Source organism: Amycolatopsis sp. NPDC047767 (genome assembly GCF_040704195.1).
Taxonomy (GTDB): Bacteria; Actinomycetota; Actinomycetes; order Mycobacteriales; family Pseudonocardiaceae; genus Amycolatopsis.
In genome coordinates, this window is the sequence record NZ_JBEYSJ010000003.1 from 442,786 (window position 1) to 467,195 (window position 24,410).

Annotated in this window: 28 protein-coding genes; 18 read left to right on the plus strand and 10 right to left on the minus strand. The window is 70.3% G+C overall.

Annotation, left to right across the window (positions count from 1 at the left end):
* Positions 1-65 precede the first annotated feature (65 nt).
* Both AB0878_RS08280 and AB0878_RS08285 read left to right on the plus strand, forming a co-directional pair.
* Complete coding sequence (locus tag AB0878_RS08280) at positions 66-275, plus strand: sigma factor-like helix-turn-helix DNA-binding protein (protein ID WP_004559389.1); 210 nt, start codon at positions 66-68, stop codon at positions 273-275.
* The gene (locus AB0878_RS08285) at positions 275-817 is read left to right on the plus strand and encodes a Clp protease N-terminal domain-containing protein (protein ID WP_366577729.1); all 543 of its coding nucleotides are present in this window, start codon (positions 275-277) and stop codon (positions 815-817) included. Before AB0878_RS08280 ends, AB0878_RS08285 begins: the two co-directional genes overlap by 1 nt.
* Here AB0878_RS08285 and AB0878_RS08290 read toward each other — a convergent pair.
* The gene (locus AB0878_RS08290; protein WP_366577731.1) at positions 814-1,455 is read right to left on the minus strand and encodes a hypothetical protein; all 642 of its coding nucleotides are present in this window, start codon (positions 1,453-1,455) and stop codon (positions 814-816) included. The genes AB0878_RS08285 and AB0878_RS08290 overlap by 4 nt on opposite strands.
* Positions 1,456-1,516: 61 nt before the next feature.
* On the opposite strand from AB0878_RS08290, the gene AB0878_RS08295 reads away from it, so the two are divergent.
* Positions 1,517-2,971: a PLP-dependent aminotransferase family protein gene (locus tag AB0878_RS08295; protein ID WP_366577733.1), complete on the plus strand. Its 1,455-nt coding sequence runs from the start codon at positions 1,517-1,519 to the stop codon at positions 2,969-2,971.
* A 513-nt stretch (positions 2,972-3,484) separates the two neighbouring features.
* Here the strand turns inward: AB0878_RS08295 and AB0878_RS08300 are convergent.
* Both AB0878_RS08300 and AB0878_RS08305 read right to left on the minus strand, forming a co-directional pair.
* Positions 3,485-4,930 (minus strand): hypothetical protein, encoded by a 1,446-nt coding sequence (locus tag AB0878_RS08300; protein WP_366577735.1) that lies wholly within the window; start codon positions 4,928-4,930, stop codon positions 3,485-3,487.
* A gap of 507 nt (positions 4,931-5,437) precedes the next feature.
* Positions 5,438-6,604, minus strand: coding sequence for a pyridoxal phosphate-dependent aminotransferase (locus AB0878_RS08305; RefSeq protein WP_366577737.1), 1,167 nt, complete (start codon positions 6,602-6,604; stop codon positions 5,438-5,440).
* 29 nt (positions 6,605-6,633) lie between these two features.
* On the opposite strand from AB0878_RS08305, the gene AB0878_RS08310 reads away from it, so the two are divergent.
* Positions 6,634-7,932 carry a DUF445 family protein gene (locus AB0878_RS08310; RefSeq protein ID WP_366577739.1) on the plus strand — a complete coding sequence of 433 codons (1,299 nt, stop codon included), beginning with the start codon at positions 6,634-6,636 and terminating at the stop codon, positions 7,930-7,932.
* A 252-nt stretch (positions 7,933-8,184) separates the two neighbouring features.
* Here AB0878_RS08310 and AB0878_RS08315 read toward each other — a convergent pair whose 3' ends face one another.
* On the minus strand, positions 8,185-8,652 hold the full coding sequence (locus AB0878_RS08315) for a CGNR zinc finger domain-containing protein (RefSeq protein ID WP_366577741.1): 468 nt from the start codon (positions 8,650-8,652) through the stop codon (positions 8,185-8,187).
* A gap of 86 nt (positions 8,653-8,738) precedes the next feature.
* Here AB0878_RS08315 and AB0878_RS08320 point away from each other — a divergent pair, with 86 nt between their 5' ends.
* The 4 genes from AB0878_RS08320 to AB0878_RS08335 are packed head-to-tail and all read left to right on the plus strand — an operon-like array spanning position 8,739 to position 10,532.
* Entirely contained in the window at positions 8,739-9,107 is a 369-nt protein-coding gene (locus tag AB0878_RS08320) for a VOC family protein (RefSeq protein ID WP_366577742.1), read from the plus strand.
* A 15-nt stretch (positions 9,108-9,122) separates the two neighbouring features.
* A complete protein-coding gene (locus AB0878_RS08325) occupies positions 9,123-9,524 on the plus strand; it encodes a zf-TFIIB domain-containing protein (RefSeq protein WP_366577918.1) in 402 nt (133 codons plus the stop codon).
* 19 nt (positions 9,525-9,543) lie between these two features.
* Positions 9,544-10,182, plus strand: a complete 639-nt coding sequence (locus tag AB0878_RS08330; RefSeq protein ID WP_366577744.1) for an AAA family ATPase — start codon at positions 9,544-9,546, stop codon at positions 10,180-10,182.
* A 50-nt stretch (positions 10,183-10,232) separates the two neighbouring features.
* Positions 10,233-10,532 (plus strand): hypothetical protein, encoded by a 300-nt coding sequence (locus AB0878_RS08335; RefSeq protein WP_366577746.1) that lies wholly within the window; start codon positions 10,233-10,235, stop codon positions 10,530-10,532.
* Between the two features lie 68 nt (positions 10,533-10,600).
* On the opposite strand, the gene AB0878_RS08340 is transcribed toward AB0878_RS08335, so the two are convergent.
* Complete coding sequence (locus tag AB0878_RS08340; RefSeq protein WP_366577748.1) at positions 10,601-11,776, minus strand: methyltransferase domain-containing protein; 1,176 nt, start codon at positions 11,774-11,776, stop codon at positions 10,601-10,603.
* Positions 11,777-11,916: 140 nt separating this feature from the next.
* On the opposite strand from AB0878_RS08340, the gene AB0878_RS08345 reads away from it, so the two are divergent.
* From AB0878_RS08345 to AB0878_RS08370, 6 genes are all read left to right on the plus strand, one after another.
* Entirely contained in the window at positions 11,917-12,324 is a 408-nt protein-coding gene (locus AB0878_RS08345; protein ID WP_366577920.1) for a helix-turn-helix transcriptional regulator, read from the plus strand.
* The gene (locus AB0878_RS08350) at positions 12,321-12,986 is read left to right on the plus strand and encodes a hypothetical protein (protein ID WP_366577750.1); all 666 of its coding nucleotides are present in this window, start codon (positions 12,321-12,323) and stop codon (positions 12,984-12,986) included. Before AB0878_RS08345 ends, AB0878_RS08350 begins: the two co-directional genes overlap by 4 nt.
* 497 nt (positions 12,987-13,483) lie before the next feature.
* On the plus strand, positions 13,484-13,783 hold the full coding sequence (locus AB0878_RS08355; RefSeq protein WP_366577752.1) for a DUF2516 family protein: 300 nt from the start codon (positions 13,484-13,486) through the stop codon (positions 13,781-13,783).
* Positions 13,784-13,802: 19 nt separating this feature from the next.
* Positions 13,803-14,348 carry a YbaK/EbsC family protein gene (locus tag AB0878_RS08360; RefSeq protein WP_366577753.1) on the plus strand — a complete coding sequence of 182 codons (546 nt, stop codon included), beginning with the start codon at positions 13,803-13,805 and terminating at the stop codon, positions 14,346-14,348.
* The gene (locus AB0878_RS08365) at positions 14,345-15,361 is read left to right on the plus strand and encodes an ornithine cyclodeaminase family protein (RefSeq protein WP_366577755.1); all 1,017 of its coding nucleotides are present in this window, start codon (positions 14,345-14,347) and stop codon (positions 15,359-15,361) included. Before AB0878_RS08360 ends, AB0878_RS08365 begins: the two co-directional genes overlap by 4 nt.
* The gene (locus tag AB0878_RS08370) at positions 15,361-16,815 is read left to right on the plus strand and encodes an aromatic amino acid lyase (protein WP_366577922.1); all 1,455 of its coding nucleotides are present in this window, start codon (positions 15,361-15,363) and stop codon (positions 16,813-16,815) included. Before AB0878_RS08365 ends, AB0878_RS08370 begins: the two co-directional genes overlap by 1 nt.
* Here AB0878_RS08370 and AB0878_RS08375 read toward each other — a convergent pair.
* Together AB0878_RS08375 and AB0878_RS08380 are read right to left on the minus strand one after the other, a co-directional pair.
* Entirely contained in the window at positions 16,812-17,522 is a 711-nt protein-coding gene (locus AB0878_RS08375; protein ID WP_366577757.1) for an ABC transporter permease, read from the minus strand. The genes AB0878_RS08370 and AB0878_RS08375 overlap by 4 nt on opposite strands.
* Positions 17,519-18,217: an ABC transporter permease gene (locus AB0878_RS08380; RefSeq protein ID WP_366577759.1), complete on the minus strand. Its 699-nt coding sequence runs from the start codon at positions 18,215-18,217 to the stop codon at positions 17,519-17,521. Before AB0878_RS08380 ends, AB0878_RS08375 begins: the two co-directional genes overlap by 4 nt.
* A 136-nt stretch (positions 18,218-18,353) precedes the next feature.
* On the opposite strand from AB0878_RS08380, the gene AB0878_RS08385 reads away from it, so the two are divergent.
* From AB0878_RS08385 to AB0878_RS08395, 3 genes are all read left to right on the plus strand, one after another.
* Positions 18,354-19,283, plus strand: coding sequence for an ABC transporter substrate-binding protein (locus tag AB0878_RS08385; protein ID WP_366577761.1), 930 nt, complete (start codon positions 18,354-18,356; stop codon positions 19,281-19,283).
* A gap of 151 nt (positions 19,284-19,434) precedes the next feature.
* A complete protein-coding gene (locus AB0878_RS08390; RefSeq protein ID WP_366577763.1) occupies positions 19,435-19,869 on the plus strand; it encodes an SRPBCC family protein in 435 nt (144 codons plus the stop codon).
* A 215-nt stretch (positions 19,870-20,084) separates the two neighbouring features.
* On the plus strand, positions 20,085-21,098 hold the full coding sequence (locus AB0878_RS08395) for an NADP-dependent oxidoreductase (RefSeq protein WP_366577764.1): 1,014 nt from the start codon (positions 20,085-20,087) through the stop codon (positions 21,096-21,098).
* On the opposite strand, the gene AB0878_RS08400 is transcribed toward AB0878_RS08395, so the two are convergent.
* The gene (locus tag AB0878_RS08400) at positions 21,091-21,735 is read right to left on the minus strand and encodes a haloacid dehalogenase type II (protein ID WP_366577766.1); all 645 of its coding nucleotides are present in this window, start codon (positions 21,733-21,735) and stop codon (positions 21,091-21,093) included. The two genes, AB0878_RS08395 and AB0878_RS08400, sit on opposite strands and share 8 nt — an antisense overlap.
* Before the next feature lie 11 nt (positions 21,736-21,746).
* The gene (locus tag AB0878_RS08405; protein ID WP_366577767.1) at positions 21,747-22,349 is read right to left on the minus strand and encodes a TetR/AcrR family transcriptional regulator; all 603 of its coding nucleotides are present in this window, start codon (positions 22,347-22,349) and stop codon (positions 21,747-21,749) included.
* A 105-nt stretch (positions 22,350-22,454) separates the two neighbouring features.
* On the opposite strand from AB0878_RS08405, the gene AB0878_RS08410 reads away from it, so the two are divergent.
* A complete protein-coding gene (locus AB0878_RS08410) occupies positions 22,455-23,504 on the plus strand; it encodes an NAD(P)-dependent alcohol dehydrogenase (RefSeq protein WP_366577769.1) in 1,050 nt (349 codons plus the stop codon).
* Between the two features lie 19 nt (positions 23,505-23,523).
* On the opposite strand, the gene purU is transcribed toward AB0878_RS08410, so the two are convergent.
* Positions 23,524-24,396: a formyltetrahydrofolate deformylase gene (purU, locus tag AB0878_RS08415; protein ID WP_366577771.1), complete on the minus strand. Its 873-nt coding sequence runs from the start codon at positions 24,394-24,396 to the stop codon at positions 23,524-23,526.
* Positions 24,397-24,410: the final 14 nt, after the last annotated feature.

Genomic DNA, 24,410 nt, shown 5'->3' on the forward strand with positions numbered 1-24,410 from the left:
GCTGACCGGGACCGGTCTGTCAACTTCGGTTGACAGACGTGGTGGTGTCAACCTAGATTGACACCATGACCGAAGCAACAGACCTGGCCGCGAGGGCGGGCGACCGTGATCCCCGAGTGGGGCTTCGCGCGGTCGCGGCGCTTCGTCGGCTCCTGGAACAACTCGAAGCCGTGCAGGTGCGCAGCGCCCGCGTGCACGGCTGGTCCTGGCAGGAGATCGCCGCCGAGCTGGGGGTCAGCCGGCAGGCCGTCCACAAGAAGTACGGGAGGCACTGATGTTCGAACGGTTCACGCTCGACGCGCGGCTGGCCGTGGTCGAGGCCCAGATCGTGGCGCGCGAGGCCGGTGCGCGGCAGATCGAGCTCACCGACGTGCTGGCCGGGCTCGCCCGCACCGAAAACGGCGCCGGCCTGCGGCTGCTGCAGGAGCTCGGCGTGTCGCGGGAAGACGTGCTGGGCGAGCTCGACCGCATCCGCCGGCGCGGCGGGATCAGCGACGCCGAGGTCGCCGCGCTCACCGAGTTCGGCATCGACGTGGAGCAGATCGTCGAGCGCGTCGAGGAGACCCACGGCCCGGGTGCGCTCGCCGGTGGCGGCAGACGCGCGAAACGCGGCCACATCCCGTTCGCGGCCGACGCGAAGCGGACGATGGAGCTGAGCCTGCGCGAAGCCGTGAAGCTGGGCGACAAGCACCTCGGGCAGGAGCACCTGCTGCTCGCGCTGGTGCAGCAGAAGGGCCCGGTGCCCGACCTGCTGGCCGCCCACGGCGTCGACTACGTGTCGGTGCGCCGCGTGGTCGGCCAGCGGGAGGCCGGCTAGTGCTGCTGCTCTTCGCGGCGCCCGGTCCGCCACGTGACCAGGGGCAACAGGGCCTGCGTGAGTGGTCCGATCGTGAGCGCGTAGAGCACGGTCCCCACGCCGAAGGTGCCGCCGAGCAGCCAGCCGACGGCGAGCACGGTCACCTCGATCCCGGTGCGCACCAGCCGCACCGACCAGCCGGTGCGCGCGGTGAGGCCGGTCATCAGCCCGTCGCGCGGACCGGGGCCGAGGCGAGTCCCGACGTAGACGGCGGTGGCCACGGCGTTGAGCACCACACCGCCGACGAGCAGCAGGATCTGCAACGCGAGCGTGTGCTGGTCGGGCAGCACCGCGCGGACGGCGTCGACGGTCACGGAGATCACCACGACGTTGGCCACCGTGCCGATGCCGGGCCGCTGGCGTAGCGGGATCCACAGCAGCAGCACGAACACCGACGCGATGGCCGTGACCGTGCCGAAGCTCAGGCCGGTGAGCTTGGTGAGGCCTTCGTGGAGCACGTCCCACGGGTCGAGGCCCAGGTGGGCGCGGGTGAGCATGGCCATGCTGGCGCCGTAGAGCGCGAGGCCGGCCAGAAGCTGGGCACCACGGCGGACGGGCGCCCGGCGGACGCTGAGGGGACTGAGGTCGACAACTGCCACTTCTCCACTATCGGCGACAAGTGGACTGGTAATCCATGGCCAATGTCGGATAATTGGTCTTATGACCTCGCATCTTCCGCTGGGTAGCCGTGTCTCTGGTACCCGATTGGCCGTGTTGCTGGGGGAGTGGCGCCGCCGTGGCTCCCGGCAGGGGGCGGCGGATCTGGCCGCGGCCGTCGAGCTGCAAGTGCTCGACGGCCAGCTCCCCATCGGCACCCGGCTGCCCGCGGAGCGCGAGCTCGCCGACGCCCTCGGCGTCAGCCGCACCCTCATCGGCGCGGCGCTGGACCGGCTGCGTGCCACCGGTGTCGTCGCCAGCCGTCGCGGTGCCGGTTCGTGGATCTCCGGTGCCGGCCACCGTTCGGCCGCGCCGGCCCAGCACGAACGCGACGGCCTGATCGACTTGGCCCGGGCCGCGCCACCCGCGTTGCCGGGGCTGATCAACGCCGTCGACACCGCGCGGCGCGACCTCGTGGAGCACCTGAGCGGCAACGGGTACCTCACCGGCGGCCTGCCGCTGCTGCGCGAGCGGATCGCCGAGCGCTACACCGCGCGCGGCCTGCCGACGACTCCGGACCAGGTGATGCTGACGGCCGGCGCGTACTCGGCTTTCGTGCTGTGCCTGCGCATGCTGGCCGGCCCGGGCGACCGCGTGCTGGTGGAGCAGCCGACTTACCCGAACGCGATCGACGCCGTACGCGCCGCGCACGCGCTGCCCGTGCCCGTGGCGCTCGACCCCGTGCGCGGCTGGGATCTCACGGGGATCGAGGCCGCGTTGCGCCAGGCGTCGCCGCGGTTCGGCTACCTCGTCGTCGACTTCCAGAACCCCACGGGCCTGCGCCTCGACGCCGCGGGCCGCGAACGCCTCGGCGGCCTCCTCGCGCGCTCGCGCACGCCCGTGGTGGTCGACGAATCGTTGGTGGAGCTGGATTACGAGGGTGATCCGCTCGACGCGCCGCCGCCGCTGGCCGCGTTCGCGGGGGACCTGGCGCTGACGGTCGGCTCGGCCGCGAAGTCACAGTGGGGAGGGCTACGGCTGGGCTGGATCCGCGCGTCAGCCGACCTGCTCGACCGGCTGCTGTCGTCGCGCTTCGCCGTGGACCTCGGGGCGCCGGTGTTCGACCAGCTGGTGCTGGCTTCGCTCTTGGAGCCGGCCGGTTACGCGGCGTTGGCCCAGCGGCGGGTGGATTTCCGGCTGCAGCGCGATGCCCTGATCGACGCGGTGCACGCCTACTGTCCTGAGTGGACGTTCGAGGTCCCGGCCGGCGGCCTGTCGTTGTGGTGCCGCCTGCCGGAACCGATGAGCACGCGCCTCGCCGTCTCGGCGGCGAACCACGGCGTGCAGCTGGCGCCCGCCTCGCGCTTCGGCGTGCACGGCGGCCTCGAACGCTGGCTGCGGCTGCCGTTCGGCCTGCCGCCCGACCAGCTGCTGGAGGCCGTGCGGCGGCTGAGCCTGGCCGTCGAGTCGGTGCGCGGTTACGCGGATGTGCCGGCGGCGAACGTGCCGGTGACCTGAGCTTCGCTGGTGCGGCAGCGTTTCCCGGGCCAGGGCTCAAAGATAAACAGCCGGTGCACCGGATGTTCCAACCACTCCAGGGATGGTGGTGGTCGCATCCGGCGCACCGGCTGTTCGTCACCCGCTCCGTTCAGAGCGGGCGCCGCGGCGGCTTCCCGGCACAGCCCCTCGACGTGCCGGGAAGCGCCGACGGCTCAGGCGGGCTTCGGTTGGCGCAGGTTCCCGCTCGGCGCGGTGAGCGGGAACCTCCGGAGCACGCCCGTTGTGGGTCCCGGCGCCGCGGGGGCAGCGCGGCGCCGGGACCAGGACCCGATCCGGCCGGGCGCGGTCGGCCGGTCGGGAAGGCTGGTCGTACGCATGGATCGCCCCTTGGGAGTGACACCTGGAATGACGCGTGGAATGACACGTCGAATGACTGGTGCGAAAGGGTGAGCCAGGCGCAGCGAACGGGCGCGCGCTCCAAGAAGTTGATCTTGGTTTGGACGTGGCTCTCCCCGGTGGACCGGGTGCCGGTCAGTCCGGGGAGGTGGTGGGCAGGGCTGCGTCCCTGCCCGCGCCGGCGACCTCGTGGTCGCGGCTGACGCCGATCAGCTTGAGCTGCGTGGTGGTCACGCTGTCCCCGACGACGGCGAACGGCTGCCGTGCGCCGCCCGGGCCGTCGTGGCCCGGGTTGGCGGTGGTGGTCGGCGCGACGGGCGCGCTGGGCGCCGCGGGCAGGCCGCCGCCGCCCCCGCTGCCGCCGCCACCTGTGACGCCGACGCGGGAGTTCTCGTTGTGCGCGGGCTGCGCGCCGGTGCTGCGCTGCTGCACGGGAATCAGGTGCACGACACTCGGGTAGTGCACCAGCCCGGCCGCCTTCGGCACGGTCACCGGCGCCGGCTGCGGCACGATCACCGGCACGACGGCGGTCACCACCTCGGCGGGCTGGGCGGTCAGCTCCGGCACGGTCGCCGTGACCCCGCCGCTCACCGTCCCACCCGAGAACACCGGGCCGAGCACGTCTCCGATCGCGATCAACGGCGGTGCGTCATCCCCACCCGGCACCGTTGTGACCGGCGGCAACACGGTTCCCCCGACGTCGTCCACGGTCCCGACCACACCGGTGATCGAGTGCACGGTGGTGTCGACCAGTCCGAGTACGCCCCCGAGCAACCCGCCGAGCAGGCCATCCTGGTGCGACGGCGTGACGCGCAGCGGCGCGTCTGTGGCGCTGGGATCCGTGGCAGCGCTGGGATCGCTGGTGGTCTGGTCGGTTGCGCTGTGGTGCGTTCCGTCGCAGTCGCCGGTCTCGTGCTGCTTCGCGCCGGCGGACCCGTCAGGCCCGACCTGATCGGAGCCGGCGGTGGCGCCGCCCTGGCTCGCGCCGGTCGTGGCCCCGGAGTCGGTGCTGTCGCCGGAAACGGCGGGCGTCGCGGTCTGGTCCGACGTGCTCTCGTCGGAAGCGTTGGTGCCGGAAGCGCTCGGCTTGGCGGCGTCCGTGCCGGAAGTGCTCGTGCCCGAGGCGTTCTTGCCGGAAGTGGTCTCGCCGGAAGTGCTTGTGCCGGAAGTGCTCGTGCCCGAGGCGTTCTTGCCGGAAGTGGTCTCGCCGGAAGTGCTTGTGCCGGAAGTGCCCGTTGCCGCGGCATCCGAGCCGGTGCCGCCGGTCGAACCCTTGCTGTCACCGGAAGTCCCCGCGGCACTCGAGTCCGCAGTGGACCCGGTCGAAGCGCCGTGCCACGGATGTCCGTGCGGCTCTCGACGGTGCTCCCGAGCCTCGCCGTGCCCGGTGTGACCCGGCGCGGTCACGGCCGTGTTCCCGGATGCGTCCCCGTGCGGCTGTTCCGCCGCTTCCGCCCCGGCTCCGGCGATCAACGCGCCGAGCAGCCACCCGGCCAACGTCAACCCGCCTGCCAGCGCGATCCGCGCGGCCGGCCTCGCCAACGGGGCCGCCCACGGCCGCGGCCGGCGTACTGCAGGCACCGGAGACACAGAAGACACCGAAGCGCGGCCACTCGGAACACCGGCAGGCAGAACAACACAAGGGGTCAGCCCGGGATCAGCGCTGCTCACGAGTGGTGCGTCGGTGCGTGCGGCTGCCATGTCGCTCACGCCACCACCACCGTCCGCGCCTGAAGCTCATGCGGCCGCCGCACGAGACTGATCCAACTGGGGTTCTTCTCCGGCCAGGTCGCAGTTCCCCCGGGGCTGCACTCTTTCTAGCACCGGTCGCGAGTGTTTCATCTTCCCTGCGTTCGATCCACCCCGTAAGGCGGAACGGACTTACCGGCTCCGGTGTCCGATCAGCCGAAGTTGATCACTGAGCGTGTGCCCGGCAGGACCCTCTGCGGCCATCCGGGCGGACGCCCGCACGGCCGTTGACCTGATGTTTCACCTCGAAAACATACTCTCGGTATCGAATCACTAACGCACTGTCGATGAATCTGGAGCGTAACCGCTTCGCAACTCGTGATTCGGTAACCGCAGTGGTCAGACGAGTTGCCGCAATCGCGCGACGGCCTCGTCGATGACTTCGTTCCGCTTGCAGAACGCGAACCGCAGCAGGTGTTTCCACTCGTCCGGGTGATCTGTGAACACCTTGACGGGCACGGCCGCGACGCCGACGCGTTCGGGCAGCTCCCACGCCAGCTCCGCGGCGTCGGTGAACCCGAGTGGACGGACGTCGGCTGTCACGAAGTACGTGCCGCTGCTGGGCCGCACGGCGAAACCCGCGTCCGCGAGTCCCGCCGACAGCCGGTCGCGCTTGTCCTGCAGGCTCGTCCGCAGCTCTTCGACCCACGGCAGCTCGTGGTCCAGCGCGTACGCCACGGCCGGCTGCAGCGGGCCGCCCGAGACGAACGTGATGAACTGCTTCGCTGCCTTCACTGCCGCGACGAGCGACGGCGTCGCGCAGACCCAGCCGATCTTCCAGCCGGTGCAGTTGAACGTCTTGCCGGCGCTGGAGATCGACACCGTCCGCTCGCGCATCCCGGGCAGCGTCGCGAGCGGGATGTGGGCCGCGTCGTCGAACACGAGGTGCTCGTAGACCTCGTCGGTCACCGCGATGAGGTCGTGCTCCACGCACAGCGCCGCCACGGCCTCCAGCTGCGCGCGCGAGAACACGGTGCCGGTCGGGTTGTGCGGCGAGTTCAGCAGCACGGCGCGCGTGCGCGGCGTGATGGCGTCGCGCAGGGCGTCGAGGTCGAGCTCGAGACGCCCGTCTTCGGCCTCGACCAGGCCGATCACCCGCCGCTGGGCGCCGGCCATCGCGACGGCCGCGGCGTAGGAGTCGTAGTACGGCTCGACCACGATCACCTCGTCGCAGGCTTCCGTCAGCGCGATGAGCGCGGCCGTGATGGCCTCGGTCGCCCCCGCCGTGACCAGGACTTCCGTGTCCGGGTCGTACTCGGTGCCGTAGCGCAGCCGGTGGCGCGCGATGGCGGCGCGCAACTCGGGGCGGCCCGGGCCCGGCGGGTACTGGTTGTCGCCGCCGAACAGGGAGTTCTTCGCCGCTTCGAGCATGCCGGCGGGCCCGTCGGTGTCGGGAAAACCCTGGCCGAGGTTCACGGCGCCGTGCTTCACAGCGAGCGCCGTCATCTCGGCGAAGATCGTCGCGGTGAAGGGGCGGAGGCGGGGGACGAGAGCTGGTTCACGCACGAAAACGCATCCTCACGGACAATGGCGTCGTGGAGCAACTCACCCCAACCAAGGTCACGCCCGCAGACCCGCCCGGTGGCGCCGCCGGTGAAGCGGAAAAACGGCGCGGCTTGCGGAGGATGAAGCAGGTCGCGCTGTCCTTCCTCCTCGGCGCCACGGTCGTCTTCCTGCTCACGAGCTGGGCGGAGTCGGCCGGCTGGCCCGCGTGGGTCGGCTACGTGAAGGCGGCGGCGGAAGCCGGCATGGTCGGCGCGCTCGCCGACTGGTTCGCCGTCACCGCGCTCTTCCGCTACCCGCTGGGCCTGCGGATCCCGCACACGGCGATCATCCCGAACAAGAAAGACCAGCTCGGCAACAGCCTGGGCGACTTCGTCGGCTCGAACTTCCTCTCCGAGGACGTGATCCGCGACAAGCTCAAGCGCGTCGAGATCTCGCGTCGCCTCGGCGGGTGGCTTTCGCAGCCGGACAACGCCGAGCGCGTGACGTCGGAGCTGGCCACGGTCGTGCGCGGCGCCGTGACGGTGCTGCGCGACGAAGACGTGCAGGCGATCATGGAACAGGCCGTGGTCAAGCGGATCGTCGACCGGCCGTGGGGCCCGCCGCTGGGCAAGATCCTCGAGGGCGTGTTCGAGGACGGCGCGCACCACAAGCTCGTGGACCTGATGTGCGACCGCGCGTACGAGTGGGTGCGCGACAACCACCAGGCGATGCTGCGGGTCGTCTCCGACCGCGCGCCGAGCTGGTCGCCGAAGTTCGTCGACGAGATGCTGGCGGACAAGGTGTACGGCGAGGTGCTGTCGTTCGCGTGGGCCGTGAAGACCGACGTGAACCACCCGATGCGCCTGGCGCTGGACAAGTTCCTCGGCGAGTTCGCGCAGGACCTGCAGAACGACCCGAAGACCATGGAGCGCGCCGAGCAGGTCAAGGGCCAGATCGTGCACCACGACGAGGTGCAGAAGCTGATCGGCAACGCGTGGGCCACGGCGAAGGAGATGCTGCTCAACGCGGCCGAGGACCCGTCGAGCGAACTGCGCCGACGCGTGCGCGCGGGCCTGCAGTCGCTGGGCGAGCGGCTGATCACGGACGACTCGCTGGCGTCGAAGGTGGACAGCTGGGTCGAGGGCGCGGCGGCGTACCTGGTGAAGAACTACTCGAAGGAGATCACCACGATCATCACCGACACCGTCGAGCGCTGGGACGCCGAGGAGACGTCGCGGAAGATCGAGCTGCAGGTCGGGCGCGACCTCCAGTTCATCCGCATCAACGGCACGGTGGTGGGCGCGTTGGCCGGCCTGGTGATCTACACGGTGGCGCAGCTGCTGTTCTGACCTGGGCTTTTCTCGGTTTTGTCGGGGTTCGTCACGGTTCTGAGGTGGCCGGAGCGTGGCTGCTCATGCGCAGCCGGTGCGTATACCACACGGGGGGGAGCTTCAAACCAGTTGTCCACAGGAAGCTGAGTTATCCCCCGGGTTATCCACAACTTTTCACGGATCTGGCCTAACACGCATCCACAAGTTGTGGGGATCCGGTGCGTCTGCACGTGCATATCTGGTGGCTGTGCACGAGTTGTCCACAGGTCCTCAGTTGTGCACACCCGTCGCGCGGGCGCGCCAGGTGCGGGCCTTCTCGCGGTTGCCGCAGACGCGCATGGAGCACCACGTGCGCGAGCGGTTGCGGGACTCGTCGTAGAAGGCTTCGAGGCAGTCGTCGGCCGGGCAGATCTTGAGCCGGACCCAGTCGCCGCGGATGGAGAGCCGGGTGGCGGCGACCAGCACCGCGGCGACGGCGGTTGTCCCCAGGAGCTGGGGTCCCTGGTTGTCGAGCGAGAACGTCAGCGGGACTTCGAGCTGCTCCACGGGGAGCCGCGGATCTCCGACGGCGGCGCGCAGCGCGTCGCGGATGGCGCGGGCTTCGTCCGCGTTGCTCGGGGAGACGCCGCGTTGGGCGGACCAGCGTTGCCACAGCCCGGGGTCGTCCAGCAGGTCCTCGCCGCGCTCGATGTCGACGGTGTTGAGGAAGTCCACCACCAGGGTCGCGTCGGTGTGCACGCAACCAGTGTACGAGCGAGGGTGGTTGCTTCGTCGGCTGATAACTCCCATACTCCGAATACTGGTTACTGGAGGGAGTCACGATCATGGGTGCTGTTCCGACATTCGGCTCGACCGTCTTCGACTGCCCGGACCCCGCCGCGCTCGCGGGCTTCTACCGCGCGGTGCTCGACTGGCCCGAACCTGACGTGCACGAGGACGGCGGCTGGGCCCGGCTCGCCAACCCGGCGGGCGGCGCTCGGCTGGAGTTCCAGCAGGTCACGGACTACCGCGCCCCCGAATGGCCCTCGGCTTCGCAACCCCAGCAGGCGCACCTCGACCTGGACGTGGCCGACCTCGAAGCCGCGCACACGCGCGTGCTCTCGCTGGGCGCCAAGCTGCTCGACGACTCGCCCTCGACCTTCCGCGTCTACGCCGATCCGGTGGGTCATCCGTTCTGCCTGTGCGCCTGCTGACGCGCCGGGCGGAATCTGCGTAGTCTCGGATGCGTGATTTGTCCGAAGTGTCAGAACCGGATGCGGACCGTCGACAAGAACGGCATCCACATCGAACAGTGCGAAGCCTGCCGGGGGATCTTCTTGGACCACGGTGAGCTGGAGCAGATCGCCGGGGCGGAGAGCTCGTACTACGGCGGGGTGCCGGCGCCGCCACCGCGTTATGCGCGGGCGGACTCGCCGCGCCCGTACCGGGGTGGCCATGGGGACTCGCCTCGGCCCTACCGGGGCGGCGGGTACTCGGACTCGCCCAAGCCGTACGGCGGCGGGTACTCGGACTCCCCACGGCCCTACGGCGGCGGCCACCGCGGCTACGCCGACTCGCCTCGCCCGCACGGCCACCGCAAGCGCAGCTTCCTCGAGAACCTGTTCGACTGAGTTGCCTGTCGTCGATCCGATGAGCGGCCCGGGCTCGGCGTCGGCTCTTGACCCGGTGCCCGCCCTCGACCTGCGGATTTGTCCCGCGTGCGGCGATCGGGCCGAACGCCCGCGGGCCGAGGGTGCGGTGCTGGAGTGTGTCCTCTGTGGACATCGGTGGCCGTTCCGGCGGTTGCCGCTGTTCGCGCTGACGGGTCCGAGCGGCGCGGGCAAGTCCACGGTCGGCCCGGCGCTGGCGGGGCGGCTGGCCGGGGACGCGGTGGTGCTGGAGCAGGACGTCCTGTGGGCCGGCGCTCTCCGGGACGACATCCCGGCGTTCCGCGCGGCCTGGCTCCGCATGGCGGCGATGCTGCACCAGAACGGCCGCCCGGTCGTGCTGTGCGGCACCGTCGCCCCGCAGGAAGTCGAGCCGCTGCCGGAGCGCGTCTTCTTCTCCGACGTGCACTACCTCGCCCTCGTCGCCGACGACGCGGTCCTCCGCAAACGCTTGCGCGCCCGCCCTGCCTGGCGCGAATGGGATGAGCCGCGCATCGACGAGATGCTCGAGTTCAACCAGTGGATCCGCAGCCAGGTCCCGTACCTCGACACCACCGTCGCCTCGCTCGACGATGTGGGCACCCAGGTGGAGAAGTGGGTCAGGTCGAACCTGACCGGCTAGCGGCCGGGAAATGGCTTCGGTCTCGAACGTCCGTGGGTAACGTCCGTCCCATGAACGCGGACGACGTGATCGAGGCTCTGCTGGCGGCCGGCGTCGCGCGCTACGCGATCGACCACCCGAGCGGCACCGACCCGTCGGTCTGGGTCACGACGATCGACGGTGGCCGCATCAGCCTGGGCACGCGCGGGATGGACGAGCACGGCAACCTCGACGCCAGGGGCGCGTGGTGCTGGGCCCGCTACGACGGCCGCACCGTGATCCGCACGGGGGAGGCGCTCGATGTCGCCTGGGCCGCGGCCGAGGTGGCCAGGCAGGTGGGGATTCCGGGCTCGATCGCGGCCGAGGAATGAGCACGGCGCTCGCGCCGCTACGGACGTAGCGGCTTCAATCGGATCGACAAGCAGCGGTTGGGTCCGACCTAATTCAGCTCCCACCGAAGCCCGTCCGGCTCATCCAGCCAGAACTCCTGCCGCGAACCGTCCACGGTCAGGCCGAAGCGGTCGCGTTCCGGGCGGCCCAGGGAGTTCCACAGGACGAGGGCGCGCTCGGCGAGCTCCCACAGGCCCCGGGGGCCGCCTTCGGCGATTTCGAACGTGTCGCCGTGGGCGCGGAAGCGGGCCCACGAGCCGTCGGGGTGGGTGAGGGCGAAGGCCCCCACGTGGGGGTCGCCCGAGGAAACCGGGTTGCTCGAGCCGTCGGGGAGTTCGCGGACTGGCTGGACGCCCGGGAGTTCCAAGGAAGCGAAGAACTCGAACTGCAAGCGCGGCTTCAGCAGCAACTCGATCGGCAGCTTCGACGGTCGCCAATCCGAGGCGGCGAGCGGGGGCAGGGCAGCCGGGGCGGGAAGGCGGTGCCCGCGCAGGGGCATGAAACGACCGTCGCGAGTCAAAACCCGGCCGTGGCCCGTTGCGCCCGGACCGGCGACCAGGCGAACCAACCCCGCGCCCAGGGGCCGGTTCAACGTCGTCACGACCAACCCGCCCGGCACGGTCTGCTCGAGCCAGGCCGGCGGCACCGAAGAAGCCGAAGCCGTGCACAGCACCCGGTCGAACATGATCCCCGCCGGAAAACCCAGCGTCCCATCGCCGACTTCGCACGACGGCGCGTACCCCGCCTCCTGCAGATGTCCGCGCGCGGCCGAAACCAGTCCCGCATCGACGTCCACAGTGGACACCGAACCGGATCCGCAACGGTGGCTGAGCAAAGCCGCGTTGTACCCGGTGCCGGTGCCGATCTCCAGCACCCGCTGCCCGTCCTCCACGCGCAGCTCTTCGAGCATGATCGCCATGATCGCCGGCATGCTCGAAGAACTTGTCGGCACTCCGTCGATGGGCCCGTTGCGCCGGGCCTTCTCCCACAGGGACGAGTCGTCGTCGAGCTGCGTCACCAGGACGTCGGGGGAGTAGACGCGCTCCAGCCACCCGGGATCGTCACGGTCGACAGCCGCCCAGCCCTCGTCGACGCGCATGAAGAACCGCGGCAGGAACACGTGGCGCGGCACGCTGCGAAAGGCGTCGACCCACTTCGGGTCGTGGAGCACGTCCTCCTCGACCAGGTGTTTGACCAGCCTGCGGCGCAACCGTTGAGTCGCCATGGGGACCACCGTAGCCGGGTGAGCGGAACCACACCCGATGGTGCAAGCAGAGTGCTTGCAATAGCTAGCACGTCCGCGTACGGTCGGAAGTGTCGCGAGGAGGTGACCGGATGACAGAACCCGGCGGGACCCAGAACCCGATGGAGAAGGTCGCGGACATCGCCTCCGACATCGGCGAGTACATCCGCCAGCAGCGGAGTTCGGCGAAGATTTCGTTGCGCCAGTTGTCGAAGCTCGCCGGCGTGTCCAATCCGTACCTGAGCCAGATCGAGCGCGGGGTCCGCAAACCCAGCGCGGAGATCCTGCAGCAGATCGCCAAAGGTCTGCGGATTTCGGCCGAAGCGCTGTACGTGCAGGCAGGAATCCTCGACGTGCCCACGGGCGGCCCGGTCGGCGACGCGATTCGCGCCGACACCGTGCTGACCGAGCGGCAGAAGCAGGTTCTGCTCGACGTCTACGAGTCCTTCCGGCGGGAGAACGCCGCCGGCACGCCCGCTGAACCGACAACCACCAAGACCACCCACGACACCACAGAGGAGTCGGCATGACCACGCCCAAGACCGAGGACGTCCGCAAGGTCGTCAGCACCGCCATCGACCAGGTCCGCACCCCGCTGCTCGCCGCGCTCGGCGCCGGCAACCTCGCGAGCCAGGCCGTGACCGACGCGGTCGCGAAGGCGCGCAAGAGCGGCGAGCACGCCCGCAAGAACCTCGAAGAGCTGCCCACCGACGTCGAGAGCCTCCGCGGCAAGCTCGACCCGGCCGAGCTGCGCAAGGTCATCGACGAGTACACCGAGGCCGCGCTCAAGCTCTACAACAAGCTGGCCGAGTCCGGCGAGCAGACCTGGGACAAGATCTCCGCGCAGCCGCAGGTGAAGAAGGCCCTCGACCAGCTCGAGGACGCGCTGACCACCGCGCAGGAGCGCGTGGACGGCCTGGCCGGCGAGACCCGCGAGCGCGTCGACGGCGTGCTGGCCAAGGTCACCAAGCGCACCCGCTCCGCCGGCGAGAAGACCGCCCGCAAGGTGACCGAGGTCGCCGACGAGACCGCCGCGGCCGTCGAGGACCTCGGCGACGACCTCGCCCACGAGACCCGCTCGGTCGCCCGCAAGGCCGCCAACCGCACGGCGCCGAAGACCGCTTCGCCCGCCCGCCGCACCACCACGACGGTCGCGAAGAAGCCGGCCACCGAGCCGAAGACCGAGAAGTAAGCCCTCGCACGACACCGCCCGCTCCCCGGCGCCACCTCGACAGGTCGGCCGCCGGGGAGCGGGCTTTGTGTGGTTGGGCAGGCAGGAGTGGGCACGGCGGGTGTCGCGGTGGCCTGCGCCGAGTCGAGCGCCAAGATCGGCAACGACCCCAGCCGGGTTCCCAGCGCGCCGTCACTGCCGGAGCCTCCGAGCAGTGAGCTGCGCCAGAACCGGCGACGGCGCGGAGGCTGAGCGCGGGCCGCAATGCGGCCGCGGGGACACACCAACACCGGCAACGCGCACGACTGGCCGCAGCCTCCGGGCACCGGCAGCCCGCCGCAAGCCAGCTCGAAGGAGCCTCCGGCGTCCGCCACACCACCGCGTCGGCAATCCGAGCCGCACGCCCGAACGCAACACCGCCACCACAAAGAGAACTACGTCACACCACCCCCGCCCTCCGGCGTCGGTGAACTGCCGGGCCACGGGCGCGTTGGGTGGTTTGCCGTAAGCTGGGGCGCGTGCTGGTTGCCGCTTGGATACTTCAGATCATCCACTGGGGCAGCGCCTTGGTCGGGCTCTTCGCCTTCGTTCACGCGCTGCTGCAGCGCTCGGACGCGTACCAGGCGGCCGACCGCAAGACCAAGCCGATCTGGTTGCTGATCACCGGCGGTGCCACGGTCGCGCTGGTCCTGTTCGGCAGCAACGTCAGCGGGGCCGGGTTCATCTTCTGGGTGCCCGCGATGGCGGCCGCGCTCGTGTACATCGTGGATGTGCGGCCGCGGCTGATCGAGGTGCAGCGGGGCAACCGCAACTGGTAGCCGCGTAGATTCTCTTGATGTGACCACCTGGACCATCGCCGGGAGCCTCACGGTCGTCCCCGCGCCCACCCGTACCGACCTGCTCGCCGAACCCGTCGCGAAGGCGCTCGCCGCCCTCGCGGAGCCCGACGCGGTCGGCGTCACGGAGATCGATCCCGAGCTCGCGGACACCGCGGCCTTCTGCGAGACGTACGGCTCGCCGCTCGACGCGTCGGCCAACTGTGTCGTCGTCGCCGGCAAGCGGGCCGGCGAGGTGCGCTTCGCGGCGGCCCTGGTGCTCGCCACCACGCGCGCCGACGTGAACGGCGTGATCAAGCGCCGCCTCGACGTGCGCAAGGCGTCGTTCGCGCCCATGGACGAGGCCGTGTCCCTCACCGGCATGGAGTACGGCGGCATCACACCCGTCGGCCTGCCCGCCGAGTGGCCGATCCTCATCGACGCCCGCGTCGCCGCCGCGCCGGAGCTCGTGATCGGCAGCGGCATCCGCGGCAGCAAGCTCCTCATCTCCGGCGCCGCCCTGCAGACGCTGCCCAACGCCGAGGTCATCGAGGACCTCGCCCGGTGACTGGGCCGCACTCAGTCTGGCTCCGCTACCTCACCGGCGACGACATCGACAGCCTCGGCGTCACCAACGCCGACATCGTGGGCGCCGTCGAGGACGTGCTGGTCGACCACGGCCGCGGTGACGTCGTGTTCGAGCCGCGCACGCACCTCGTGCCGGACAACGGCGGCAAGGGCCACTTCAACATCCTGCGCGGCCACCTCTCGGCCAAGCAGGTCAGCGGCGTGAAGGTGGTCGGCGACTTCGTCGGCAACTTCGAACGCGGCCTGCCCAGCGAGATGGCCCTGATCCTCCTGCTCGACCCGGACACGGGCATGCCGCGCGCGATCGTCGACGGCACCATGATCACCGAGGCCCGCACGGGCGCGATGACGGCCGTCGGCGCAAAACACCTGGCGCGGCCCGGTTCGAAGATCCTCGGCCACGTCGGCGCGCGCGGCACGGCGTGGTGGAACGTGGTGCTGCTCGACTCGCTGTTCGACTTCGACGAGATCCGCGTGACCAGCAAGCGCCCCGAGTCCCGCGAGGACTTCGCGCAACGGCTCACCGAGCACCTCGGCACGCAGGTCCGCGTCTGCGAAACCGCTGCCGAAACCCTCGACGGCGCCGACGTGCTCGTGGAGGCCTCCCGCCTGACCGAGCCGGAAGCGTTGGTGCGCAAGGAGTTCCTGCGGCCCGGCGCGTTCCTCGTGCCCTACGGCACCATCAGCGCCCTGGAGCTCACGCTGCTCGACGCCGTGGACAAGGTCGTGGTCGACAACTGGCGCGAGTCGCAGTCGGGCAACCCCCGCTTCGGCGCCCTGCGGCCGCACCTCAACGCCGGGCTGCTCACGGAAAGCGGCGTGCACGCCGAGATCGGCGACGTCGTCGCGGGCAACCGGCCCGGCCGCGAGAGCGACGACGAGCGCATCCTCTTCTGGCACCGCGGACTGTCCACAACGGACGTCGCTGTCGCGCACATGATCCTGCAACGCGCGGAAGCGGCGGACGTCGGCACGATGCTGCCGTACCGGTGATCGTCCGCGAACCCGCCGACGTCCTGGCGGCCGGCAGCGAGCCGGGAGAACCCCTCGAACTGCACCCGGACCTGCTCCGGCGCGTCAAAGAGAACCGCGCCGCGATGCTGGCCGTGCTCGACGCCGCCGACGGCCCGGTCTACGGCGTCAACACCGGCATGGGCCGCCTCGCCGGCGTCAAGCTCACCGCCGCCCAGCAGGCCGAGCACCAGCACAACCTGCTGGTCGGCCGCGCCGTCGGCGGCCCGCCATGGCTGTCCGCGGAGCTCACCCGCGCGCTCCTGCTGATGCGTCTGCGCGGGTTCCTCCGGCTCGACGCCGCCGTGAGCCCGGAGCTCGTGACGTTCCTCGCCGACCGCCTCAACGACGGTTTCCTCCCCGCTGTCCCTCGCGACGGCCTCGGCAGCGCCGGCGAGATCATCCCGCTGGCGCACGCGTTCCAGACGTTCACCGGCCTCGGCTCGGTCCTGGAGGACGGTGTCCTCACGCCGGCCGCGACCGCGCTGGCCGACCGGAACACGCCGCCGCTCAAGCTCGGCCCCAAGGAAGGCGCGAGCCTCATTCAGGGCTCCCCGCTGGCCCAGGCCTACGCGTGGACGCTGTCGGGCCGCGTGCAGCAGCTGGTCGACCTGCAGACGTTGTGCGCCGCCATCTCCATCGACGTGCTCGGCGCACCGCGTGAGGTGTACCGCTACCCGGTGGCGAACCGGCACGCCCAAGCCGTGCTGTCCGAAGTACTGTCCCTCACCAGCGGCTCCGCCGCGCGCCCGGTCGTCCAGGCGCCGGTTTCGGTGCGGGTCGGCCCGCGGGTGATCGGCTTCGTGGACCAGGTGTGCGCCGATCTCGTCGAAACGCTCCGGGAAACCTGGGTGACGCCGGACGACTCACCGTCCTTTGTGGACGGAAAGCTCGTGCCCACGACCGGCTACCACGCCGCGGAGCTCGGGCTGCGGATGGACGCGATGAAGGCAGCGCTCGTGCACGCCGGCGAGATCTCCGTGCAGCGCCTCCACCGGCTCCTCGACCCGCAGTTCAGCGGCTTGCCCCCGCAGCTGGCCGTGGACCCCGGGCCGCAGGCCGGCCTGACGCCGCTGCACAAGCGCGCGGTCGGCGAGCTGCACTCGCTGCGCCGCCTCGCCGCCCCGGCGACACCCGGCTCACTGGACACCTCCGCCGGTCAGGAGGACGTGCAGGCCTTCGCCTGGGCCGCGGGCCACGAGCTGGAAGTGGCCGTGGACCACGTCTTCGCGATCACCGCGTGCGAACTGATCGCCGGCGCGCAGGCCCGCCACCTCGCCGACGGCCCCGGCAGCCCCGGGCTCCACGCGATCTACGAGTGGATCACCGACCGCGTGTCGCCGGTCCTGGTCGACCGGCCGCTGGGCCCGGATGTCGAACGGCTCGTGGCCGCCTGTCGCCGGGCGTACTTCAACGACCTCAGGGACCTCGGCTAGTCGCGTCGAGCCGTCTGCAGCGCGACACCCTTCGGCGTCGCCCAGCGCGTCAGCAACGCGAAGATCCCTTCGCACAACAGAGCCAGGATGATCACGGCGAGCCCGCCGCCGAAGATCTCGCCGTAGCCCTGGGCGCCTTCGGCGAAGCCGTCGACGATGTAGCGGCCGAGGCCGCCGCCGTCGTTGACGATGGCGCCGATCGCGACCGTCGCCACCAGCTGCAGGAACGCCACCCGCGCACCCGCCACGATCACGGGCGAGGCCAGCGGCAGCTCCAGTTTCAGCATGATCTGCCACTCGCGATAGCCCGTGCCGCGCGCCGCGTCGATCGTCTCCTGCTCCAGCTGCACCACGCCGGCGTAGGTGTTGGTGAACAGCGGCGGCAGCGCCAGCCCGACGAGCGCGAGCAGCAGCGGCCAGAAGTCCGTGTCCGCACCCCAGCGGCTGGCCAGGAACCAGAACAGGATGATCAGGCCGAAGCTCGGGATCGCGCGGCCGATGTTCACGGCGCTGCTCGCGAGGAACGCGCCGCGCCGGTAGTGCGCGAGCCACAGCGCGAGCGGGATCGTGAGCACGGCCGCGACCACCAGCGACAGTACGGAGAACCACAGGTGCTCCACCGTCCGATAGGGGACACCCGCGGGGTCGGTCCAGCTCCACCGGTTCGGCGCCGAGAGCCACTCGCCCAGCTGCGTGAAGACGTTCATCGCGCCCGCACCTTCCGCACCCACGGCGCCAGCGCGCGCTCGCTCAGCCACAGCAACAGGTCGACGACCACCGCGAGCACCACCGACAGCACCACACCGACGATGATCGGGCTCGGGTTCGGCGTGGTCGTCTGGATGCCGGCGCGGATGAAGTACCCGAGCCCGCCCATGCCGAGCAGCGACGTCACGGTGACCAGGCCGATCGTGGTCACGGCGGCCACGCGCAGGCCCGCGATCACCACGGGCAGCGCCAGCGGCAGCTCCACCTGCCACAGCAGCCGCCCGCGCGTGAAGCCCATGCCGATCGCGGCCTCGCGCACCTCGGCGGGCACCTGCTGCACGCCCGTGACGATGTTGCGGATCAGGATCAGCAGCGTGTACGTGGCCAGCGGGATCACCGCCGTGGTGAACGTGAGCCCGAAGAACGGCACCAGCAGCGCGAACGCCCCGAGGCTCGGGATCACGTACAGGGCACCGGCGGTGCCCAGCACGAACGGGTAGAACCAGCGGTAACGCAGGCAGAGCGTCGCCAGCGCCAGCGACACCACCAGGCCGATGCCCAGGGCCGTGGCCGTGAGGGCGATGTGTTCACCGAGGCGTTGGCCGATGGCGTCGGCGTTGCGCTCGACCCACCGCCACTCGAAGATCGGCCGGCTGCTCTCAGTGAGCAGCGGAGTGACCGCGGACGCATGCACCACGGAAGGTTACCCCGTTCGAGCGCTGTGATTCCGGTTGTTGAGATTCGATGCCGGTGATTCCCGGTATGTGGTTTCTGTCGTGGCTCACGGTTAGGGTCCAATCCTCTGTTCGTGACACGAGGAGTGTGGGGACGTGCGCTGGACCCGGAACATCCGAGCGGCCGCGCTGGTGGCGGTGGCCGCGCTCGGTCTGACCGCGTGCGGTGGGGGTGGGGGCTCCGACAGCGGCCAGCCCGCCGCGCAGAGCAAGGGCGGGGCGCCGATCGTCGTCGCGTCGTTCAACTTCACCGACAGCCAGATCCTGGCGGAGATCTACGCGGGCGCGCTCGAGGCCAAGGGCTACCCCGTCACGCGCAAGCTGAACCTGGGGTCGCGGGAGCTGATCTACCCGTCGCTCAAGTCGGGTGAGCTGCAGTTCCTGCCCGAGTACCAGGGCGCGGCGATCACCACGGGCTTCGGCAAGGACGCGGTGAAGACGGCCGACGGTGAGCACCAGCAGCTCACCGAGCTGTTCGCGCCGGACGGAATCGCGCTGCTGAACTACGCCGCGGCCGAGGACAAGAACACCTACATCATGAAGGCCGACCTCGCGAAGGCCAACGGCATCACGAGCATCAGTGACCTCAAGAAGCTGCCCAAGGTCGTCATGGCCGGGCCGCCGGAGTGCGAGTCGCGGCTGCCTTGCTACAAGGGCTTCACCGACGTCTACAAGCTGACGAACACCTCGTTCCAGACCGTGCAGGAAGCCGGGCCGCGCGTGCAGCAGCTCAATTCCGGTGCGGCGACCGTGATCCCGGTCGACTCGGTGAGCCCGCTGGTCGGCGACCCGCAGTACGTGGCGCTGAAGGACGACCTGCAGATCGTGCCGACGGAGAACGTGGTGCCGGCGGTGAACAAGAAGGTGCTCGACGAGCGGGGCGCCGACTTCGCGGCCGTCGTCAACGCCGTCTCGGCGAAGCTGACCACCGAGGGGATGCGCGAGCTGAACAAGCGCGTGGACTCCGACGGTGACCCGGCTGCCGACGTCGCGAAGGACTGGCTGACGCAGCAGGGCCTCGCCTGAGTGTGCGCAACGCGAAACGGGCCGTCCGGGACTTTCCGGGCGGCCCGTTTTCGTGTGACCCTCGGCGGGAAACCCCTGGTGACGCGGTGCCCGATCGGGTGGTGTGCGAAGGTGGCGCGTGAGGGGTTCTCCAGTACAGCTGAGGAGCGAGATGGGTAAGGTCACGGCCACCGCGGAGCGCACGATCGACGCGCCGGTGGACAGGGTTCGCGAGCTGGTCGCCGACTACGCCGAGACCCGGCCGAAGCTGCTCACCGAGCACTACCGCGACTACGAGGTCACCGAGGGTGGCGTGGGCGCGGGCACCAAGGCGAGCTGGAAGCTGCAGGCCACGTCGAAGCGTGTGCGCGACGTCGCCGCGACCGTGAGCGAGCCGTCGCCGGGCACCCTCGTGGAGACCGACGCGAACTCCAGCATGGTCACGACCTGGACGGTTTCGCCTTCCGGCGCGGGCAGCGTCGTGCGGATCCAGACGAGCTGGGACGGCGCCGGTGGCGTCGGCGGTTTCTTCGAGAAGACCTTCGCGCCCGGTGGGCTGAAGAAGATCTACGACGGCGTGCTCGGCAAGCTCGAGGAGATCGTGTAGCGCTTGCCACACGGCCGGGCACACTGTGCCGATCATTACTAATCCGACCACAGTCACGGCCGAATGGCTTCGTAACAACGGTTACGTGCCGCTTGGGGGTCGGCCTACTTTTGGCCGGATCAGTAATCGGGAATGATCGCCCCGGTTGGCTCGTTGGGGCGAAGGTATGCGGGGCGATGGCCCCGGTTCAGGCCTCTTCGATTTGGAGTTCAGTGGTGAACGCACCGACCCAGGCGACCGAGATCCGGCTCGCGTCCCGTCCGCACGGCGTCCCGACGCCGGCCAACTTCGACGTCGTCGACATCGACATCCCGACGCCGGCCGAAGGTCAGCTCTTGGTGCGCAACGTGTTCATGAGCGTCGACCCGGCCATGCGCGGCCGCATGAACGACGCGAAGTCCTACGCGCCGCCCTACGCGGTCGGCGAGGCGATGAGCGGCGGCGCGGTCGGTGAGGTCGTGGAGTCCACTGTGGATGGTTTCAAGCCCGGTGACCACGTGCTGCACCAGCTCGGCTGGCGCACCCACGCCGTGGTCGACGCGACGAAGGTCGTGAAGGTCGACGGTTCCGTCGCGCCGCTTTCGACGTACCTGGGCGTGCTCGGCATGCCGGGCCTCACCGCGTACGCCGGGCTCCTGGTGACCGCGGAATTCAAGCCGGGCGACACCGTCTTCGTCTCCGGCGCGGCCGGCGCGGTCGGTTCGCTCGTCGGCCAGCTGGCGAAGCTCAAGGGCGCCAAGCGCGTGATCGGCAGCGCGGGCTCGGCCGAGAAGGTCCGCCACCTCGTGGAGGACCTCGGCTTCGACGCGGCCTTCAACTACAAGGACGGCCCCGTCGCCCAGCAGCTGGCCGCCGCCGCGCCCGAGGGCATCGACGTCTACTTCGACAACGTCGGCGGCGAGCACCTCGAAGCCGCCATCGCGTCGATGAACCTCCACGGGCGCATCACGGTGTGCGGCATGATCTCGCAGTACAACGCCACCGAGGCGACGCCGGCGCCGCGCAACCTGGTGCAGATCATCGCCAAGCGCCTCACGATCCGCGGCATGCTCGTGCTCGACCACTGGCACCTCCAGCAGCAGTTCGTGTCCGAGGTGGCGCCCCTGGTGGCCTCCGGCGAGATCAAGTACTCGGAGACCATTGTGGACGGCATCCGCAACGCGCCGGACGCCTTCCTGGGCCTCCTCAACGGCGCGAACACCGGCAAGATGCTGGTGCGGCTCAGCTGATCTCGGCGGCCAGCTCGGGCAGGCTCGTCGCCGTGTGGGTGGCGGGCCGGCCCGGAAGGGTTCGCTGCCCGGTTCTCGCTATCAACGCCGTCTCCATGCCGACCGCCTCGGCGCCGGCCAGATCCCACCCGTGCGCGGCGATCATCACAGCTTTCGTTGTGCGGTGGGCGTTCAGCACCTGCCGGTACGGCTCGGGCGCGGGCTTGAGCCGGCTCACCTGCTGTGCGGAGAAGATCCGGTCGAACCTCTTCGCGAGCCCCGCGTTCTGCAACTGCGCCTCCGCCGTGGCGAGCGGCGAGTTCGTCAACGCGACGACTTGGTGGCCGGCTCGCTTGAGCGTTCGGAGCGCTTCGTCGACATCGGCGTGCGCGGGCAGGGACCGCAGCCCGTCGCCGATCCTGGCCAGGTCGTTGGCCGTGAGCTCACGGCCGTACCGGTCCGCGGTGTCCACGGCGGCCAGCCCGGCGATCTCCGCGAAGTCCCGGTACCCGCCGGCCGCCGTCACGGCCAACGCCGTGTGCACCACCAGCGCGAACCACTCCCGCCGTGCCGTGGGGCTCCCCGTGAGCTCGCGGAACAGCGGATCGAGCGCCCGGAGGTCGAGCAGTGTCTCGTTCACGTCGAACACGCAGAGCATGCGCACTCACCTCACTGCGTCCGGTACGCCTCGATCACGATGCGCGCCGCTCGCGTCGACTTGGCCACCACCTGCTCGGCCGAGTAGCCCATGCGCGGTGACACTCCGTCCAGGTACAGCGCCCCGTAGCCGTGGGATTGGGCGTTGAGCTGTTCGAGGAGTTCGAGGGCGTCGGCGTGGCCGTCGGTGACGGCGAGGCTGAGGGTGAGGAACGTGTCGAACAGGGCGCGGCGCTGGTCGTGCATCTCGGTGTACTCGGGGTTGGCCAGGCCGTCGGCGAAGAGGACCGCGTAGCCGAGGCGGGTGTCGATGAAGAAACGCGTGTAGGCGCCGAGTGCGGAGGCCAGGCGGGTGACCGGGTCGGACTCCTCGGCGATGACCTGGTCGACCAGGTCGCGCAGGCGGCAGGCGGCCGCGGCGGCGACGGCGGCCAGCAGGCTGGACCGGTCGGGGAAGTGGCGGTACGGCGCGGCGGCGGAGACGTTCGCACGCTTCGCGACCTGGGCGACGGAGAAGCCCTCCAGGCCCTGCTCGGCGATCAGGCCGAGTGACACGCGCACGAGCTCGGCGCGCAGGTCGCCGTGGTGGTACTTGCCGCCCATGTCGTGGATCACACCCGATCTCGGTCGCGCGGATGTAAGACCCCTCTTACTATAGAAGATGTAAGAGGGATCTTACATGGTCCGGGCGGCGGAGCCCGGAATCGTCTGGAGGATTTCATGACCACCACCACGCCCGCCATCGCAGCACCGGCCGCGGGGCAGCCGCTCGCGCCGACGACGATCGAGCGCCGCGACCTGCGTCCGGACGACGTGCTGATCGACATCGCCTTCGCCGGCATCTGCCACAGCGACATCCACCAGGCCCGTGACGAGTGGGGCGGCTCGACCTTCCCGATGGTGCCCGGCCACGAGATCGCGGGCGTCGTCGCCGCCGTCGGCTCGGGCGTCACGAAGTACCAGGTCGGCGACCGCGTCGGGGTCGGCTGCATGGTCGACTCGTGCGGCGAGTGCGAGTACTGCATCGCCGGCACGGAGCAGTTCTGTGTGAAGGGCAACGTGCAGACCTACAACGGCGTCGGCTTCGACGGCGAGGTCACCTACGGCGGTTACAGCCGCCAGGTTGTGGTGAAGGACGCCTTCGTGTGCCGTATCCCGGAGGGCATCGGCCTCGACGTCGCCGCACCGCTGCTGTGCGCGGGCATCACCACGTACTCGCCGCTGCGCCAGTGGGGCGCGGGCCCGGGCAAGAAGGTCGCGGTCGTCGGCTTCGGCGGGCTCGGCCACATGGCCGTGAAGCTCGCCGCGGCGATGGGCGCCGAGGTCACCGTGCTGAGCCAGAGCCTGAAGAAGCAGGAAGACGGCCTCACGCTCGGGGCGAAGGACTACTTCGCCACCAGCGATGAGTCCACTTTCGACGTTCTGCGCGGCCGGTTCGACCTGGTGCTCAACACGGTGTCGGCGAAGCTGCCGGTGGACGCTTATCTGAGCCTGCTGCGCGTCGGCGGCGCGATGGTGAACGTCGGTGCGCCCGGCGAGCCGTTGGAGTACAACGTTTTCTCGCTGCTGGGCGGCAACAAGATCCTCGCCGGCTCGATGATCGGTGGCATCGCCGAGACCCAGGAGATGCTCGACTTCTGCGCCGAGCACGGCGTCGGTGCCGAGATCGAGACGATCACCGCCGACCAGGTCAACACCGCCTACGAGCGCGTGGAGAACAGCGACGTGCGCTACCGCTTCGTGATCGACGCGTCCACGATCGGCGCCTGACCGGCCGCGCGGCCTGCGCTCAGAACACCATCGTCCGGTTGCCGTGCACCAGCACACGGCCCTCGAGGTGCCAGCGCAGGCCGCGCGCCAGCGTCACCTTCTCGATGTCGCGGCCCTTGCGCACGAGGTCGTCGACGGAGTCGCCGTGGTCCACGCGGATCACGTCCTGCTCGATGATCGGGCCGGCGTCGAGGTCGGCCGTCACGTAGTGGCAGGTCGCCCCGATCAGCTTCACGCCGCGCACGTGCGCCTGGTGATAGGGCCGCGCGCCGATGAACGACGGCAGGAAGCTGTGGTGGATGTTGATCGCCCGCCCGGCCCACTCGTCGCACAGATCGGCCGGCAGCACCTGCATGAACCGCGCCAGCACCACGGCGTGGGGGTCGTAGTCGTTGACGAGCTTGCGCACCTGGGCGAACGCCTCGGCCTTCCCGTCGGCCGGGAAAGGCACGTGGTAGAACGGAATCCCGTGCGCCCGCGTGATGTCGGCGAGCGACGCGTGGTTGCCAATCACCGCCGCGATGTCCACGTCCAGCTCCCCGGACGCGACGCGGCCCAGCAGGTCGTACAGGCAGTGCCCGGCCTTCGAGACGAGCACGACCGCGCGCGGCCGCTCACCCGTGTCGCGCACCTGCCAGCTCGACTCGGCCGACAGCTCCTCCGCGACGGCGGCGAACCGCGCCCGCAACCCGTCGGCGTCGAACGGCAGCGACCCCGCCAGCACGACCTGGCGCGTGAAGAACCAGCCCGAGTCCGGGTCGGTGTGGTACGCCGCCTCCACGATCATCCCGCCGTGGTCGGCGAGGAAGCCCGAGATGCGGGCGATGATGCCGGTGCGGTCGGGGCAGCCGAAGGTGAGCACGTAACGCTGGGGATCAGGCACGCCCACCATTCTCGCCGGTGCTG